Source organism: Oceanobacillus luteolus (assembly GCF_023715655.1).
Lineage (GTDB): Bacteria > Bacillota > Bacilli > Bacillales > Amphibacillaceae > Oceanobacillus > Oceanobacillus luteolus.
Map to the genome: position 1 here is coordinate 1 of NZ_JAMBON010000040.1, position 16,449 is coordinate 16,449.

Consider the following 16,449-nt stretch of genomic DNA (forward strand, 5'->3'; position numbering starts at 1 on the left):
AATACTAAGAATCGGGCACTACAGTCAATGGCAAGCAGCAAAGCTGTGGCTGCTCTCACACTATGGTTTCAAATAATATTACTACTGGTCGAAAATATGCTTTTACACAGAATTATGGACTTGACTGCATTCGTGCACTGAGAAGCACTCTAACATCACGAACGACCAATTTTTCTCTGCATTCGTGTTCTGAGAAGCGCTCTAACATCATGAACGAACTTTTTTTCTTTGTATTCTTGCACTGAGAAACACACTAACATCATGAACGCACAATTTCTTTCTTGCTTCGTGTTCTGAGAAGCCTTCTAGCGTCATGAACACACTTTTCTCCTCTGCCTTCATGCACTAAGAAGCACTCTATCGTCATGAGCACATTCTTTCTCACTATCTTCATGCAGAGAGCTACTTAATTCCAGATAAAAACGAAAATAAAAAACATTCCCTGTTGCTCTATGCTACAAGGAATGTTTTAACCGAGAGATTACAACCCGTGACCCGGGTTGCGGTTTTGTCTCGAGTGATTTGCTGTTTTAACTTTTTTGGAACCTTGCATCGGCTCGCCGTATGGTTGGTCCGGGCTTTGTGGAATATCCGGGTTTTTCTTTTGTTTCGGTCCTTTAGGTCTCGGTGCCATGGCTACCCCTCCTTCCTTCTAGGAGTATCTTTTGATAAAATTGGGTTGGTTATTCTAAAGAGGATTGTAAAGTGTTGTTCAAATTGAGATTGTCACGACAGCAGGCTTTTTCAAGAAAATGTTAATGAAACTTTTAGTTCTGTAATCGTAATTAAAATGGAAGTGAAGATATTGAAATAGTCGATTTCTTGTTTAATGGGTAATGATAGAGATCTCCAAACATACTATACTAGGCGGGTCATCCATAGCAGTAATCTTTCTTGTTCAGAGATTGTTGATGAATGTTTTCTAAATAACAACTTTATCGGTAGAAAATGTTTGTTACAGTGAACAGGCTATTATTTAGATAAGGAGTTTGTTGATGAAAATTTATGGGTCTATTGTGGACGACGAGACACGTTGTACACATTATCATTCAGAAAAAGATATTATTGCTATTAAATTTAAATGCTGCAATCGCTATTATCCTTGCTACAAATGCCATGAAGAGCATGCGGATCACCGCATCAAACCTTGGCCTGAACAGCAGTTTGACGAATCGGCCATCCTTTGCGGCCGCTGTCACACAAAGTTGACGATTCACCAATACATGCGTACCACAAGCTGCCCAAACTGCCAGGCTTCCTTCAATGCGGGATGTACTGCGCATTACCCAATTTATTTTGAACTACAGACTAAATAACAGGCAGCGCTGACGATAAACCGAAGCAGACGTATTGGTGGTCATAGACTATTATATCTCAGCCCTTCTGCAGCTTATATAGAGAATCTGGTGACTTCCAAAAAAACTCCCTAAAGTAGATTCTACTAAAGGGAGCATGAACTATTGAATAATTATATTGATACATCAAAACGATAAGCTAGTACAACAGTTTGTTCATTTAGTTTAATATGTCTTCCAACCCATCCATTATAGACATGAAGGTACTGAATTTTATCATTAGCGAACTGCGGACTGTGCTTCTTCAAGCAATTTAAGTTCTCCGTCAATCATTTGATATACTTTATCACAATATTTTAATAAACGTTCATCATGTGTAACCATAATCGCTGCCTTGTTTCGTGCTTTCAATCCAGTAGACAATAACTCCACGATTTCAAAGGCACGCTGTGTATCAAGACTTGCTGTAGGTTCGTCGGCAAGAATAATATCCGGATCATTCATTAACGCCCGAGCAATTGCTGTCCGTTGACGTTCTCCGCCTGAAAGCTGATCAGGATATTTTTTTAATTTATCACCTAAACCTACTTCTGTCAGCAACTCTTTTGCAAATCGTTTATCTTCCTCCGTAATGGAGCCCTTCATTTTCTTAACGACTAGAAGTTGGTCAAGCACGGTCAAGTAAGGGACAAGATTCGATGTTTGCAGGATAAAGCCGATTTGTTCCAGACGTAGTTTCGCAAGCTCTTTTGGCTTAAGATTCGCTAGACTAGTCCCATTAATCGTCACATTACCTTCCGAAGGCTGCAGAAGCGCACCTGCAATGGATAAGAATGTACTCTTTCCAGAACCAGATGGACCGATCACCGCAACGAATTCTCCAGGTTGGACTGAAATGGAGACATTATTCAGAGCTGTGAACTTTCTATCTCCTTCTTGATAATGTTTAGATACTTTTTCAAACTTAATTCCTTTCATTATTCAACCCTCCCTATTGCTTGCAGTGGATCAATTTTCGTTATTTTCCGTACGGACAGAAGTGAGCTTAGTACTGACACGACAAGCAATACGAGTGCATAACTGATTACGAGAGTAGGGTTCAGTTCAAAAGGCATCCCTTCTGGGAAAATTGCCGCCGTTCCATAAGTCAGTAATATTCCCAATCCAATACTTACGACAGCAAGCAGGAATATTTGGGAAACCACTGCTCGTCCAAGAAAACCATCACTTGCTCCAATAGCCTTCATAATTCCAAATTGATTTGATTTTTGTAATGTCATCACATAGAAGAAAACAGTAATCACAAATGCGGATATCGCTAAAAGAAAACCGAGCATCATCATAATCGTTCCATTTTCAGCTGTATAGCCTGGAATTCCATTGATGGCTTCTTGTTTCGTTGCTGTTTCTATCCCTTGTATTGCTTGATCGACTTCTTCCGGAATAATTTCATTACCTTGAAGCATAATGGCATTAACTGGATTGCTTACGCCCATATCAGAACCAGGTGCAGCAAAATGAATGTCGCGCCAAGCGTCCATGGTCATAAAAATAGCCGGCAAATGGTTAAAAGATTCATTTTCTACAAACCCGACAACTTTAATGACTTTATCTGTACCTTCAATTTCAAGCGTATCCCCAAGTTTAATGCCTTCATTTTTTAATACATCATTTACAATAACTTCCTGATCTTTACCCTCAGTCAGGGCTTGTCCTTCAATGACTTCAGGTTCTAAAAATGTACCAGGATTGATTCCTAAAAGGGAGGCATCAATTTTTCCATCATCTGAAGTGGCATCCTCTTTAAGAATTACTGCCGTTTGGGAACCCATTGGTGCAGCGTCGTTCACATGTTCCTGTTCCATAAGCTCTTCAGATAAATCCTCTGAAATGACCGATCTTAACATGGAATGGCGGGAGCCTTCTTCAAAAACAACAAAATCAGCATCCATGTTTTTAAACGTCGCGGCACTTAGGGAAGACAAACCATTTCCGAGACCTGATAATATAAAAACAAGCCAAGATATTAATACTAAAATCATGCCAATCATGATAAAACGTAATTTGGCATGCTTAAATTCTCTTAATGCAAGAAACATAATTTCACCTCTATGTTGTAATGGTAACTCGTAATCTACAAATTTTTAATCCAGCTTCATCAGCTCAACCGCAATCCAACAATAATAACAATACCTATGCCTAATAGAGTAGAGATTAATAGGTAGTTGGCATACATTTTTGTAAGTCCAACAAGTGTTTTCTCTTTCTTTAAAGGAATACCTTCCAGTTTTCTAGTCAACCTCACACTATAAATGGACACAAAAATAATCGTTAACAGGATGATCATTGTACCGCCTTGTTCCATGATGGTAAGATAGAGCGGCATCGATTCCCGATTAAACTGTAAAATCATATAAACCCCAGATAACAGTATTAATGTTAAGCTAGGAAGAACTCCCCACATTACCCATTTTTGAATTCGCTTGATAACGGGAGCAAAGTTTGTTAATACTCTTTCATTCTTGGCAATACCTCGTAAAAGATAGCCCAGCGCCAAAAATGAACCTACCCAGATTGCAACTCCAGTAATGTGGAGAATATAACTTAAAGAATACATCGTTTACATCCTTTCTACATTGTTTACCTGGATTTATCGTAGCAATCGAATATGAACAACATGTTAACAAACCTTTCCTCCCGCTTAGAATGTAATTAAATTAATAGCTTAACGGAAGCTTAAAAGAAAAGGCCGTCCCTTCTCCTGGTTTTGTCTCGACTTCGACTTCCGTTTCATGCAGGTCTAAAATAGATTTAACAATTGCCAATCCAAGCCCTGCTCCGGTTTTACTTGAACGAGCCTCGTCCACCTTGTAAAACCTTCTCCAAATCAGATCTAATTGTTTCTCTTCCATGCCGATTCCATAATCCTTTATCAGCACGCGGACATGACGTCCTTCCCTGATCAACTTGATATCAATGCGCTCATACATATTTGAAAACTGAATAGCATTATGAATGAGATTAACAAGTACCTGTTCCATTCGTTCTTTATCTGCATTAACTACGTAATCTTGGTTAGAGTGAAAACGAATTTCCAATTGCTTTTCCTTGCAGTGTGGTTCAAACTTATGAATGATGGCATTGATTTGTTCCGTTAAGTTATAATCCGTCCGGAAAAGCTTTTGGTGACCTTCTTCCAACTGGTTCATATCCAACGTATCATTTACAAGCTTAATCATCCGTTCTGTCTCATCTTTCATCAGTCCATAATAATGCGCTTGTTTATGGGCTGGAATTGTCCCATCCATCAAAGCAATGATAAACCCCTTTATAGATGTTAATGGGGAACGTAATTCATGAGAGACGTTTGAGATGAATTGCCGTCGAGTCTTTTCTAAATGGTTTAGTTCATCAGCCATATACGTAAAAGATTTCGCCAACTGACCAATTTCATCGTTTAACTCATATTGTACAGACTTCGAAAAGTCACCAGTCGCATAGTGCCTTGCAATCTCGCTCATTTCTCTCAATGGGGCAGAGATTCTTATTGACATAAACCATAAAATAATCCCTGCAAACAGAATTCCAATGATGAATGTAAAAAGAATCATGAAAATGATTTGTTTATATTCATGGTGTAATTCATGAAAAATCATCACCATAATTGGCCGCTCCACATCATCTATATTCGTATGGAGCGTGCTCGCAATCGTATAACGAAGTTCTCCATCCACAAACCCTCCCTCGGACACTTTTTCTCCTGCAATGACTTGTTCCAAAATATCTTCGGGAATTGGTATAAATGGAGAAGCTTCTGTTAAACCGGGACCATAAATCTGCTCGCCTGTTTCATCGACGAGATAAATAAGATAGTCTGGCTGATTAAGGGATTGGGCAAATATTTCAGCCGTTTCACTGTCACTCCAATTGAATCGCTGTTGATTTTGCAGCTGATTTTCAACCTGTTCATATTGATGTTGATAGATATCTTCAAATTCTTTGTAGAAATTCAAGTGAAATAAATAAAAAAAGACAGCAATAAAGAATAAAAAGGAAATAACAATAATGAATGAATAGCTGAGAAACATCCTGGAAAAGATTGAGTTTTTCTTAAGCAAAAGATTTCACCTCAAACCGATAACCGACTCCTCGAATAGTAGCTACAGACCAATCCGCTTGATGCGCAGCCAGCTTATCCCGGATTCGTTTTATATGGACATCGACGGTACGCGGATCTCCATCAAACTCATAGCCCCATACACGGTCCAATAACTGTTGCCTTGTCAGCACTTGATTCGGGTTCATTGCCAAGTAATAAAACAATTCCATTTCTTTCGGCGCCATCAATACTTGTTTCTCATTGATTAACACACGGTATTCTTTCATATTTATAACGATGTTATCAAAATGTAGCTCGTCCTTTTCACTATCCGACAGTATCGTTCGCCGTAATACAGTTTTGATACGCGCGGTTAATTCATTCGGATCAAATGGTTTAACAACATAGTCATCCGCTCCAATGTCCAATCCTTGGATAATATCATACGTTTCCCCTTTGCCAGTCAACATGATGATCGGAACTTGTTTATCTATCAATCGAATTTCCTTACAAACTTCCCAACCATTCATTTTAGGCAGCATAATATCTAGAAGGATACAGTCAGGGGATTCATTATAAAATAACTCCAACCCTTCTTCTCCATCGGAAGCAGAAATAGAGGAAAAACCGATTTTATCCATATACAACTGGATTAACTCCACAATATTCGAATCATCTTCTATGATTAAAACTTTTATCGGTCGCTTCATGTCATCACCCCTCTTGTCTATTATCTCTGAGTAATATGAACGTGATGTTAATAAATCATACATTAAACTCTGGGCACTTGCATGGTACAGCAAGCGCCCAAAACTCATTAAAAAATGAGCTGTATAAACAGCTCATTCTTCGTTATGATGATATACTACAACTCTTCCTCTATCCGTTCCAACCACTTCATATCGGCCTCTAAATGCAGCAAAGCCCCTTCAATCAATAGTTTCATCGTATCATTTCCGGATAGGGACATTTGTTTTCTTAATTGGGTAAGATGCAATATATCCTTTAATATCGTTTCCTTTTGATTTCGGATCATCGTTTTCTTGTTATCATACGATACGTGACTTGCACAAAGAAATTTAATATAAAATTCCTCTTTGAACAACGATCTTCCAACGGGCTCATTGAGCCAGGACCAGAGTTCTTCTTTGCCCGCCTGTGTGATCGTATATAGTTTCCGGTCCTTTTTATCATGACCTGGTGATTCTACAAAAGAATCCCGCTCCAGCCGGTCGAGTGTCGTGTAGACTTGACCGGCATTTAGCGGCCATAACCCTTCAACTAAAGATTCAAATCCGGTTTTCAATTCATAGCCATGTCTTGGTTTCTCATAGATTAGAGCAAGTAATGAATGTTTAACTGACATATCAATATCCCCATTTACTCATATTGAATCGCCTCTTTGACGGAAATTCGTGATGCAGTGTAACTAGGTAACCAGGAAGCGAGAAGTGTAAATAGGATACCACCTGCAATGGCAAGGATCAGGCTGACCCAAGGAATGGCGAAATCCAATAGTCCTTGAGCATCTGCAGAGATGGAATTCAAATAGATGACTAGAATTCCATAAGCTGTTCCAACCACTACCCCTGCAATACCAATAAACAGACCCTCTGCAATAATCATAAATCTCACTTGCCCTTTTGTAAAACCAAGCGCCCGTATCGTTCCTATTTCCTTTACTCGCTCCATCGTATTCATAAATAACGTATTACTTATCCCTACTGCAGCTATTCCGATAATGAGTAAGAGTAGAAACTGAAACAAATCATCAATACCCTTCACTCCGCCAGTTGTCTTTTCAATTGTTAGCGGCAATGTATTTACACCTGAAATAGATGCACCAAACTGTTCCCAAACTACTGCGAGGATAGTTGGGACATCTCCCTCACTTGCCACATCCATCATCACTTTATAACTAAATGGCCAGTTCAACCTATCCTTTATCGTGCTTTCTTCAGCAAAAGCAACATAATTGGAATAATGGGAGGTGAGCACACGTCCTTTGATGAAAACATCCTGCGCTCCTGCCGGTGTTTGAAGTGTCCAAACATCACCTACCTCCACGCCTGCTTCCGCTAAAGCACGATTCCCTAAATAAATTTCTGGGAGTTCACTGGAATCTGTCGTCTCTTCCTCAATTGAAAACTGCTGTAGGGTCGTTTCCGAATAGGACATGATGGAAAATTCCCTAAGCTCATCGTTGCTCGTATACCAAGTGACATTCGGAATTTCATATGCAGAATAAACCGTTTCTACCCCAGGAATTTCTTCCAGAGCATGTAGTTCTTCCTCTGACCACGGGGTTTCTTTCTCCACATGAATATCTCCCCCAAAGGTCTGTTGAACCTCGTCTTCCATTCCTTTAGGCAAATCTTGTAATGCCGCACTCATGAATAAAGCTAAGCTTACCCCGATAGCAAGCATGGCAGCCGTATTAGCATTTCTCCTTAAAAACTGCTTGATGGAGTTCGCCGCTTGCTTCCCTGAAAAGCCGAACAACAGGGATAACAACGGGCCAATAATCAACTGCAGCAACCTCATCCATAATGGGAACAACAGGACGAGTCCGATAAATAAAGAGAGAAATGCCCATACATTATCAATGAGACCAATCCCTGTAAAGACGATACCTAGCACGATTCGAATTTTACTCAACCGATCAATTCGGATGGACGGATCCTTCTCAAACATTGCTTCTAATATAGGAACCTTTCCTGCTTTGTACACCGGTAGTGAAGCAGCGACAAAAGGAAATAGGAAGCCGATGATGATGGAAGTGATAATCGGACTGAAAAATACGACATCATACTCAATATTTTGCGTAGCGATGGCTGTTATTAATACTTCCTGAATGGCATTCCCTAACCAAGCACCGAGGCTGACACCAAACACCGTTCCTAAAATTGCAAGGATACTGATTTCCTGTGCAAGCAGGCGAATGACATTGCCATCGGTGTAACCGAGACTTTTCATGATTCCGATTTCCCGTTTCCTCTCCACGATGCTTGTATGAATCATGTTAAAAGCGATAAACGCACTGATGAAAACAGCTAATATGGCAATGAGGTCAAAGACATAATAGATACTGTCTATGTCATTGTTTTGCTGATTGTCTACTACAATCGGCTGAACAAATAGAGAGGTTCCTTCGAATTCATTTTCATAAGCAGTCAGTAATTCCTGATGATCGGCGCCTTCCTCGACACTGAACCGGAAATTCGATATTTGATTTTCAAGTCCACTTTCCAATTGGAGGGTTTCTAACGGCACCATCACTCGAAAGTCTTGATAGAAAGCTGCATCAAATGTCTGTGGACTGTTCAACATCGGACCCTCATATACGATTGCAGTAACTTCAAGCGTACCAATATCTTCGAAAGTGACTGTGTCCCCTACTTCTTTTCCCCAGAGCTCTGCGGCGTTTTCCGTTATAACCAAACCTTCTTCAGTCGTATCGCCAGCTTTGACAGGTAACGGAACAATATTTGACCGGAAATCCGAGAGTCCTGTAAATCGTACCGTGCGCTGGGCAGGGACGTCCGTCTCGAGCTCAACCAGTCCTTGTTTCACTAAAGCAGTGACACCTTCGTCGATTTCTTCCCGCCCCTCCAGCCAGGCAATTTCAGTTTCATCGAAAAATCCTTCATTGCTCTGGATCCAAAAATCTGCTTCTCCTGCATATAACTGCTCCTGCTCATCCATCATGTTGGAGAAGGTATATTTTGCAATCAGCATACTCGTCATGACCGTGACGCCTAGCGTGAGGGCAATCAAGGTGAAAAGGAAACGTTTCTTATGCCGAGTCAGGTTACGCCATGAAACGCGCCAAGAACTTAGCATAGTCGTCATCCTCCCTCTTCACTTCCGCTTCAATTACTCCATCTTTAAACAATATAATCCGATCTGCATATCCTGCCGCAAACATATCATGTGTAACCATGACGATGGTTTGCTTTTGCTCATAATGGAACTTCGCCAATAAATCCAAAATATCTCCACTACGCTTTCTATCCAAGTTCCCGGTTGGCTCATCTGCCAGTAAAAGGGACGGCTTGTGGATCAGCGACCGGGCAATCGCCACCCGCTGTTGCTGTCCACCACTTAATTCATAGGGAAAACGATTTTCATAGCCTGCCAAGTCTACTGCCTTCAACAGATTCTCGACATCGGTTGCTGACACATTCTTTCCATCCGCATGCATCGGAAAAACGATATTCTCGTATACGGTGAGCGTCGGAAGCAGTTGATAGTTCTGAAACACAAGGCCAATTTCTTTCCGCCTTAATATCGTCCGTTCTTTTTCCGTTTTCGATGTAAGGTCTGTATTCTTCAAATAAATACTTCCTGAATTTGCAGTGTCCAAACCACCGAGCAAATGCAACAGAGTTGTTTTACCAGAACCACTTGGACCGATAATACAAACAAACTCCCCCTCTTCAATCGAGAGGTCAACCCCTTTTAAAACAGGTACAACTTCCTTCCCGGTTTTGTACTCCTTTGTTAAGCCTGAAACGTTAATCATGTTATTCACCTCTTTATTTTGATGGAAAAATCGTGTAAGACCATGAGTAGATAAAATCAATGATAAAGACGAGTCCCCAAATCATGGAGATTCCATAAATCACATCATTTGGATAAGGTGTATCCAAATAATTTTCTGTGCCAATCCACGATAAATCGGAAACATAGTTCATCGCTTCATTGAAACCATTCAATCCATAACTCCAGAAGACAGCCTGCGCAACAACAAAAATGAGCAGATGGATCATCGCGCTATAGCGATTCACTTTGGCAATATATTTCGGATCTTTTTGCCTCGCCATAATCCTTCTGTCCTTCTCTGTCAGCAAATCAACTCCACGCCACTGGCCAATTTTCATCTTCATCCAGCGGTCGAGCTTTTTAAAATCATTTATTCCGAAAGTACATGCGTAAACGACGAAAATCATAATCACAATTTGAAATGTAGAAATCTCACCGGTTTCACGATAAATCACGAGGGCAAGTGCAGCTTCTAAAATGAGCAGAACTAGGAAGAGGAACAAGAAGAGGAGGCTCATTTTTCTCTTTCTGAATAAATAACGAACAACACCAAACAGCAATAAGGAGACGATGGACAGTATTTCAGCAAGGATAAATATCTCCCATTGGTAATCCAATAAAAAATTCATACGCTTTCCACCTTTTTATATACTGAGTAACTATTTACTGAGTATATAGATACCGAGTATATATGTCAATAGGATATTGCCATTTTTATTTTGGTTGATGGAAAATTCATCTTTTAACCAATAAAAAAAGGATTTGTCATGAAAACAAATCCTTTTTTCTATAACAATCCTTTAAGTAAAAAATGCAGCTTCTTATTGATTATCTTGCCTATCTTCCATTTGTTCAGAAGGTTCTTCGGTCGGATCAGGTTCTTGTTCATCATTTGCTGTACCACATCCGAACAATAATCCCGTAGAGAGAATCGCTACAAAAGCACTTCCGAAGATTTTTTTGAACTTCATGTTATTCACCTCACCTAACTAAATTTAATTCATTATTATTACTGTCCAATTTCTTTTGAGGTATGCAAAAATACACTTGGAATCATACATCCGGAGGTATTTACTTCAAGAAATGAAATTTTCCGAAAATAACTGTAACCTTTTTACTTTTCATTCGTTAGTAAAGTAAGAGGAGAAAGAATCTAAAAAGGGGATGATACGCATGAAAACATTCAAGAAAAATAGAAAGATGGGCAGTAAAGTTCATAAGAATGAAGGCGCCAAGATCGAGAAATCCTCAAAACGTAAATATTATCTTGCTTCCGTTTTTCTTCTTTTGCTAGTAGCAATCCCGTTATTCAATAATCACTATGCTCAGACAGCCACTGACGAATTGTCAGGAAGCACCTTTAACATCTCCTATCCAACACCAGATGCACGAAATGATGATCCGAATGGATATGACTCACTCATGACAGTAGAGTTTTCAGACGGGGAAGCAGCCACACCATCCATCCAAGACGGTGATGGGACATATGAATTAAACGGCGATGTTCTCACTCTTCAATTTGAGAATGAAAACGAATCGTTACAGATAGAATTTAGTCTTAAAGAAAGCGAACAAGATTTCAGCGAGTATTCAGCGGTCATTCGTGATGTTGATTTTGAAAAGAAGAATCCGGATGATATCAGCCATTTTCAAAATCTATTTTATAAATTAAATAAAAAATTGCCTTTGGAATTCATCAAGCGACAGAGCTAACCGCAGAGCATGAACTGCACTCTGCGGCAATCAACGGATTTAATTTTATAACGTTTCTTTCAAATGTTTCGCTTCTGCTATCATTTTCTTTATTAACTTGCTCACAGTTTGCTTTTCAGCTAACCTTGGACTCTGACCAGACCAAAGAGACATAAAATCCGGATTTTTTTGTGAGGAAGAAGCACTTCTAATTCCTTTTGTTAAAGCATTTTGAACGGGAAACTCCGGTAATGTTGCTTCATGCTGCTGCATCTCTGAAATGTATTTATTTTTTATTCCTCTTGCCCATTTCCCTGAAAAAGCCCGCGTTAATACGGTTTGGTCTTCGTGAGCATATAGTATTTCTTCCTTTTGGATAGCCGGAGCCCCGCTTTCCGAAGTTGTTAAAAATGCTGTCCCCATTTGGACACCACTTGCACCTAAACAAACAGAGGCCATTAATCCTCTGCCATCCATAATCCCTCCAGCAGCAACAACAGGAATATTTACTTGGTCAACTGTCTGCGGAATGAGCGACATTAAACCAATTAAACTTTCTTGAGCATGAAGAAGAAAGCTTCCCCGATGTCCCCCAGCCTCACTGCCTTGAACGATGACGATATCCATTCCTGCTTTTTCAACTTCAATCGCCTCTTCTACCGTAGTAGCTGTTCCCATTAAAATAATGTTGTGCTGCTTTAACTCTCCAATCACTTCAGCGGAAGGAATACCGAAAGTGAATGAACAAACAGGTACCTTTTCTTCGATTACTACCTTGATCTGTTCATGGAATGTATCTAATTCATCTTCAAATTGCGGAATTTCCATGCGATCTTCATCTCGTATACCTAATTCATCACGTAAAGGCTGTAATACTTGGTTAGCTGAATCAATCTCATCTTGGATAACAAAGAATTCATTAGGAACAAATAGATTGATACTAAAAGGATTCGACGTTAATTGTTTAATCTCTATTATTTGCTCACGGATTTGGACAGGGGTCATATAGCCCGCCCCAATCGATCCTAGACCTCCAGCATTTGAAACCTCAGCCACTAATTCCGAAGTAGTGATTCCTCCCGCCATAGGCGCCTGTATAATCGGATATTGGATTTGCAATAGCTCTGTCATTTTATTTTTTAGCATAAGATACTCCTTTTCCTTAACCTGCCTTATTATGTATTTCAACAAAATATGTGCTAATCCTCCTTTAGAATCGGCAGCAGACCGAACATCATTGTTTCAACCCATGTTTTATCCCTACCTAAGCAGGAATAATGAAACATATTTCACCGTTTTTCCGTAATACTATTACCTATTACATAAGTAGTTGTGAATTTTAAAGGAGTGGAAAAACGATGCTTCGTAAGTATCGTCATTGGAAAAGAAAACGAGCAATTAATAAAGTTAAACCTGGAGACGGCCATCCACTGAAAGAGTACCGCTGGTGGGAAATTTTCACCCGTTCGGTGTTTTATATGAGGATTGTTGAAGAAGACATCGAAAACGTTTATGCAGTGAACGTCGACTATTTCAACGAAGATGAAACGACGGAATTATACCTCAACGGCAAGCATCATGCCACCTCAAACCTTCCAGCAACTTTCCCCGTTGCAGATGGCTATATTGAAGTTGCCACGACGACATTTGGGCTGAAACGAATGCATTATGTCACCGCTGACGGGACCGAACAACAGCTGGCACCCCATCCCCGATCAATGGAAGGCTTACGGATGAAATTTGATCAGCGTTTTCCTGGTATAAGTAAGTTGATAGGTATTGCCGCTATTATTATCTTATTAGTTTCCTTAGTACTCGGCCTTCCCCAACTTGTCGCATTAATTTCTCAAATTGACTTTATATCAGATAGATTTGGAACGTTTGAGTCGCCGATTGTTCTATCGGATTGGTTGAACATGACGCTGGTGGTTGGTGGTACATTGGCTGCATTGGAGCGGGCTATTACGCTAAGGAGTCATTGGTTGATTGATATGGAGACGTGGTGGGATGATTGAATAACCACCTCAAGATACTCATCACTTAGAAAAAATAGTATATTATAATCTTTAATTCTATTTTCCAATCATAAGACCTAGTTATATTAATTATTTTGTAGTAAAATATATCTATGAAGTCAAAAAATATAGGTGATAATAATGAATAAAATTGAAAGAAGAGAAATTGAAATATTAGTAAGAGTATCCAAACAACACGATTTACCTCTAAAGTTAATGAAAACGTTACTTCAGACTGCAAAGAAATTTACCTACGAGAATCAAACTTCCACTGCAAGAAGAAAAGAATATCAAGATTTAATAAGTTTTCATGATAAAAATAGAGACTAGGTGATATTAATGTTACTTAAAAAGATAATATTTTCTAATTATAAAACTTTCTATGGACAGCAGGAAATTGACCTTTATATTCCAAAAGATGAAAGAGAAAACGGTAAGAATATTATTTTAATAGGTGGGTTAAATGGTGCTGGTAAAACAACCGTTTTAAAAGCAATCTTATATGTATTATTTGGTAAAAGGGGAATGTCGGAACAGGAACATGAAAGGTTATTTTCTAGCATAATTAACAATACCTTTTTTAATGAAGGAGGTAGACAGAGTTCTGTTTCACTTATTATAGAAACTGATGCCGGTGAAGAATGGACTTTAAAAGTAAAATGGTATTTTGACAAGGACTCTAAGAAGCTCAACTTAGAAGAAAGGGAATTATTAATATCTCGACCGGGTGTTAGAGCTAAAAAACATGCTAATATCCAGAATATAGAAGCTTATAACAAGTATATTGATAGAATTATTCCATACCACGCTGCACCTTTTTTCATATTTGATGGCGAGGAAATAAAAGAGATTATTCTTAGACAGAATAGCAATGAGATGAAAGCTGCTATACATAAAATTACTGGAATGGAAGCTTATAATCAATTAATTAATGACCTAAAAGAAATGGAAAAGTCAACTCAACGAAAATTATTAAACTCTGTCGATAATAGAAAAATACAAGCGTTACAAACCGATCTCGACAAAGTTGACCAACAGATTGAACAATATGAAGAGCGTAAAGCAAAACTACTACGTAAAAACAAGGAACTTTCTAACGCACTTGAGGAAGTAAAGGAAAATAGAAATAAAAAGCTTGTACAGAACTCGAGTTCTCGTGAAACTTTAGTCAAAAAGCAATCTCAATTAGAAATTGAACTAAATTTAGCGAAAGAAGAGTTGAGCTCAACTTATAAAGAAAATATCTTTGGAATTATTTTGGGAGAGAAAATAAAATTACTAAAAAAACAGTTGAACCTAGAAAAAGAGATTAGAAGAAATCGTTTGATTGAACAATCTGCCTTGAAACCATACCAAGAATTTATTAATCAGCTCTTAAGTAAAAAATTCAATCCTCCGCTTACTTCCGATCAACTAATACAAATAAGTGAGTTTGGAAAAGAGATATGGAGAGAACAAAATAATATCAATATAGCAAGTCTAGAAAATGAAACTGAAATTCATGACTTATCTTCAAAAGAACAGCATCTTCTTTTGAACTATAGAATTAGCGATAAAAATACTATCATACGTTTATTAAATAAAATTGAAAAACTAGAAAATGAAAATGAACAGATTGAAGAAAAAATGCGTAAAGCGCCAGAAACATTGGACATAGAAGAGGAAAATAATAAAATAGATTCAATTACAAAAGAAATTGGTGCTCTATCCTTAAGAATAAAATCAGTCAATCATAATCTTAATAAATATAAAAATGAAAGAACTGATATCCAAAATCAATTGACTCGTTTATCTAGTAAAGGTACAAACATTGAAGAAATAAAGGGAGAGTATCAATTATTACAACAGACAATAAAAGCTATGGAGCAATATATTCATGAAACGACAGAAATGAAAGCACAATTTATTCAAGAGGAATTTTCTAGTATACTAAATAAATTATTTAGAAAGCAAGATGAATTTGGGAAAATAGAGTTTGATATTAATACTTATACTGTTCGATTATACAATGACAAGCTTCAAGAAATTAGTATACAAGACCGTTCAGCAGGAGAAATGCAAATGATTTCTTCTTCTCTAATCTGGGCTTTGACTAAGGTATCTGATTTATCACTGCCAATAGTTGTAGATACGCCTTTAGGTAGGTTGGACAGTCAGCATAGAAATCATTTAATTAAACATTATTATAAACATATTTCCGAGCAAGTAATTATCTTATCTACAGATACAGAAATCACAGATGAGTATATTAACTTAATGAGTGAAAATTCCTATAAGCAATTTCTCTTAGACTATGATGAAGAGAAAAAATATACCATTGTCCGTAATGGCTATTTTGATTTTATAACGCAATAAGGAGTGAATGTCATATGTCAAACAGAAAGATGACTCTTTCCGAGAAAGGTAAATCTATGCTTGATGATTTAACAGAGCAATTAGAATTAGATCGACCATTCGTTCTGCAAGTAGCTCTTGCAAAAGGCATTCAAATATCTAGCGGCGCTCCTAGTACCTCATATGACAAAGGAAGTAAGAGCTGGACTATTCCAGATAACATAATCAAGGATGATAATTTTACACTGTTTAAGTATTTAATACAAAACGAAGCCAAGAAACCTATCGATAACCAGGAATTGCACGATTATATGATCCGATTTATTGAATCAGGTTTAAGAGAATTATCAAGGACTAGTCAAGAAAAAACGTCGATGGAAGACTTGAGAATAGCGATCTTATAAAGTAAAACCGCATGCTATGGCACTATCCGACCCTAAAGTTACATTCATTAGCTCTAACTTTAGAA

Annotated in this window: 18 protein-coding genes; 6 read left to right on the plus strand and 12 right to left on the minus strand. The window is 38.3% G+C overall.

What is annotated here, in order from left to right; genetic code table 11:
- Positions 1–481: 481 nt before the first annotated feature.
- Positions 482–634, minus strand: coding sequence for a small acid-soluble spore protein P (locus M3210_RS16610; RefSeq protein ID WP_251516747.1), 153 nt, complete (start codon positions 632–634; stop codon positions 482–484).
- 358 nt (positions 635–992) lie between these two features.
- Here M3210_RS16610 and M3210_RS16615 point away from each other — a divergent pair, with 358 nt between their 5' ends.
- On the plus strand, positions 993–1,316 hold the full coding sequence (locus M3210_RS16615; RefSeq protein WP_251516749.1) for a CHY zinc finger protein: 324 nt from the start codon (positions 993–995) through the stop codon (positions 1,314–1,316).
- A 258-nt stretch (positions 1,317–1,574) separates the two neighbouring features.
- Here the strand turns inward: M3210_RS16615 and M3210_RS16620 are convergent, their stop codons facing one another.
- The 10 genes from M3210_RS16620 to M3210_RS16665 all read right to left on the minus strand — a co-directional run bounded on the left by M3210_RS16620 (position 1,575) and on the right by M3210_RS16665 (position 10,910).
- Entirely contained in the window at positions 1,575–2,273 is a 699-nt protein-coding gene (locus M3210_RS16620; RefSeq protein WP_251516751.1) for an ABC transporter ATP-binding protein, read from the minus strand.
- Entirely contained in the window at positions 2,273–3,394 is a 1,122-nt protein-coding gene (locus M3210_RS16625) for an ABC transporter permease (protein WP_251516753.1), read from the minus strand. Before M3210_RS16625 ends, M3210_RS16620 begins: the two co-directional genes overlap by 1 nt.
- Before the next feature lie 59 nt (positions 3,395–3,453).
- Positions 3,454–3,912, minus strand: a complete 459-nt coding sequence (locus M3210_RS16630) for a hypothetical protein (RefSeq protein ID WP_251516755.1) — start codon at positions 3,910–3,912, stop codon at positions 3,454–3,456.
- Positions 3,913–4,012: 100 nt separating this feature from the next.
- Positions 4,013–5,413, minus strand: coding sequence for a sensor histidine kinase (locus M3210_RS16635; protein ID WP_251516757.1), 1,401 nt, complete (start codon positions 5,411–5,413; stop codon positions 4,013–4,015).
- On the minus strand, positions 5,406–6,104 hold the full coding sequence (locus M3210_RS16640) for a response regulator transcription factor (protein ID WP_251516759.1): 699 nt from the start codon (positions 6,102–6,104) through the stop codon (positions 5,406–5,408). Before M3210_RS16640 ends, M3210_RS16635 begins: the two co-directional genes overlap by 8 nt.
- 155 nt (positions 6,105–6,259) lie before the next feature.
- The gene (locus M3210_RS16645; RefSeq protein ID WP_251516761.1) at positions 6,260–6,760 is read right to left on the minus strand and encodes a PadR family transcriptional regulator; all 501 of its coding nucleotides are present in this window, start codon (positions 6,758–6,760) and stop codon (positions 6,260–6,262) included.
- Between the two features lie 14 nt (positions 6,761–6,774).
- Positions 6,775–9,237, minus strand: a complete 2,463-nt coding sequence (locus tag M3210_RS16650; RefSeq protein WP_251516763.1) for an FtsX-like permease family protein — start codon at positions 9,235–9,237, stop codon at positions 6,775–6,777.
- On the minus strand, positions 9,206–9,919 hold the full coding sequence (locus M3210_RS16655) for an ABC transporter ATP-binding protein (RefSeq protein ID WP_251516765.1): 714 nt from the start codon (positions 9,917–9,919) through the stop codon (positions 9,206–9,208). Before M3210_RS16655 ends, M3210_RS16650 begins: the two co-directional genes overlap by 32 nt.
- 13 nt (positions 9,920–9,932) lie before the next feature.
- Positions 9,933–10,568: a hypothetical protein gene (locus tag M3210_RS16660; RefSeq protein ID WP_251516767.1), complete on the minus strand. Its 636-nt coding sequence runs from the start codon at positions 10,566–10,568 to the stop codon at positions 9,933–9,935.
- Positions 10,569–10,760: 192 nt separating this feature from the next.
- Complete coding sequence (locus tag M3210_RS16665) at positions 10,761–10,910, minus strand: hypothetical protein (protein WP_251516769.1); 150 nt, start codon at positions 10,908–10,910, stop codon at positions 10,761–10,763.
- Between the two features lie 202 nt (positions 10,911–11,112).
- Here M3210_RS16665 and M3210_RS16670 point away from each other — a divergent pair, with 202 nt between their 5' ends.
- Entirely contained in the window at positions 11,113–11,652 is a 540-nt protein-coding gene (locus M3210_RS16670) for a hypothetical protein (RefSeq protein WP_251516770.1), read from the plus strand.
- Positions 11,653–11,697: 45 nt separating this feature from the next.
- Here the strand turns inward: M3210_RS16670 and M3210_RS16675 are convergent, their stop codons facing one another.
- Complete coding sequence (locus M3210_RS16675; RefSeq protein WP_251516773.1) at positions 11,698–12,777, minus strand: NAD(P)H-dependent flavin oxidoreductase; 1,080 nt, start codon at positions 12,775–12,777, stop codon at positions 11,698–11,700.
- Between the two features lie 212 nt (positions 12,778–12,989).
- On the opposite strand from M3210_RS16675, the gene M3210_RS16680 reads away from it, so the two are divergent.
- The 4 genes from M3210_RS16680 to M3210_RS16695 all read left to right on the plus strand — a co-directional run bounded on the left by M3210_RS16680 (position 12,990) and on the right by M3210_RS16695 (position 16,384).
- Positions 12,990–13,646 carry a hypothetical protein gene (locus M3210_RS16680; RefSeq protein WP_251516775.1) on the plus strand — a complete coding sequence of 219 codons (657 nt, stop codon included), beginning with the start codon at positions 12,990–12,992 and terminating at the stop codon, positions 13,644–13,646.
- Between the two features lie 141 nt (positions 13,647–13,787).
- Positions 13,788–13,976, plus strand: coding sequence for a DNA modification system-associated small protein (locus M3210_RS16685; protein ID WP_251516777.1), 189 nt, complete (start codon positions 13,788–13,790; stop codon positions 13,974–13,976).
- A gap of 9 nt (positions 13,977–13,985) precedes the next feature.
- A complete protein-coding gene (gene dndD / locus M3210_RS16690; RefSeq protein WP_251516779.1) occupies positions 13,986–16,001 on the plus strand; it encodes a DNA sulfur modification protein DndD in 2,016 nt (671 codons plus the stop codon).
- A gap of 14 nt (positions 16,002–16,015) precedes the next feature.
- Positions 16,016–16,384: a hypothetical protein gene (locus tag M3210_RS16695; RefSeq protein WP_251516781.1), complete on the plus strand. Its 369-nt coding sequence runs from the start codon at positions 16,016–16,018 to the stop codon at positions 16,382–16,384.
- Positions 16,385–16,449: the final 65 nt, after the last annotated feature.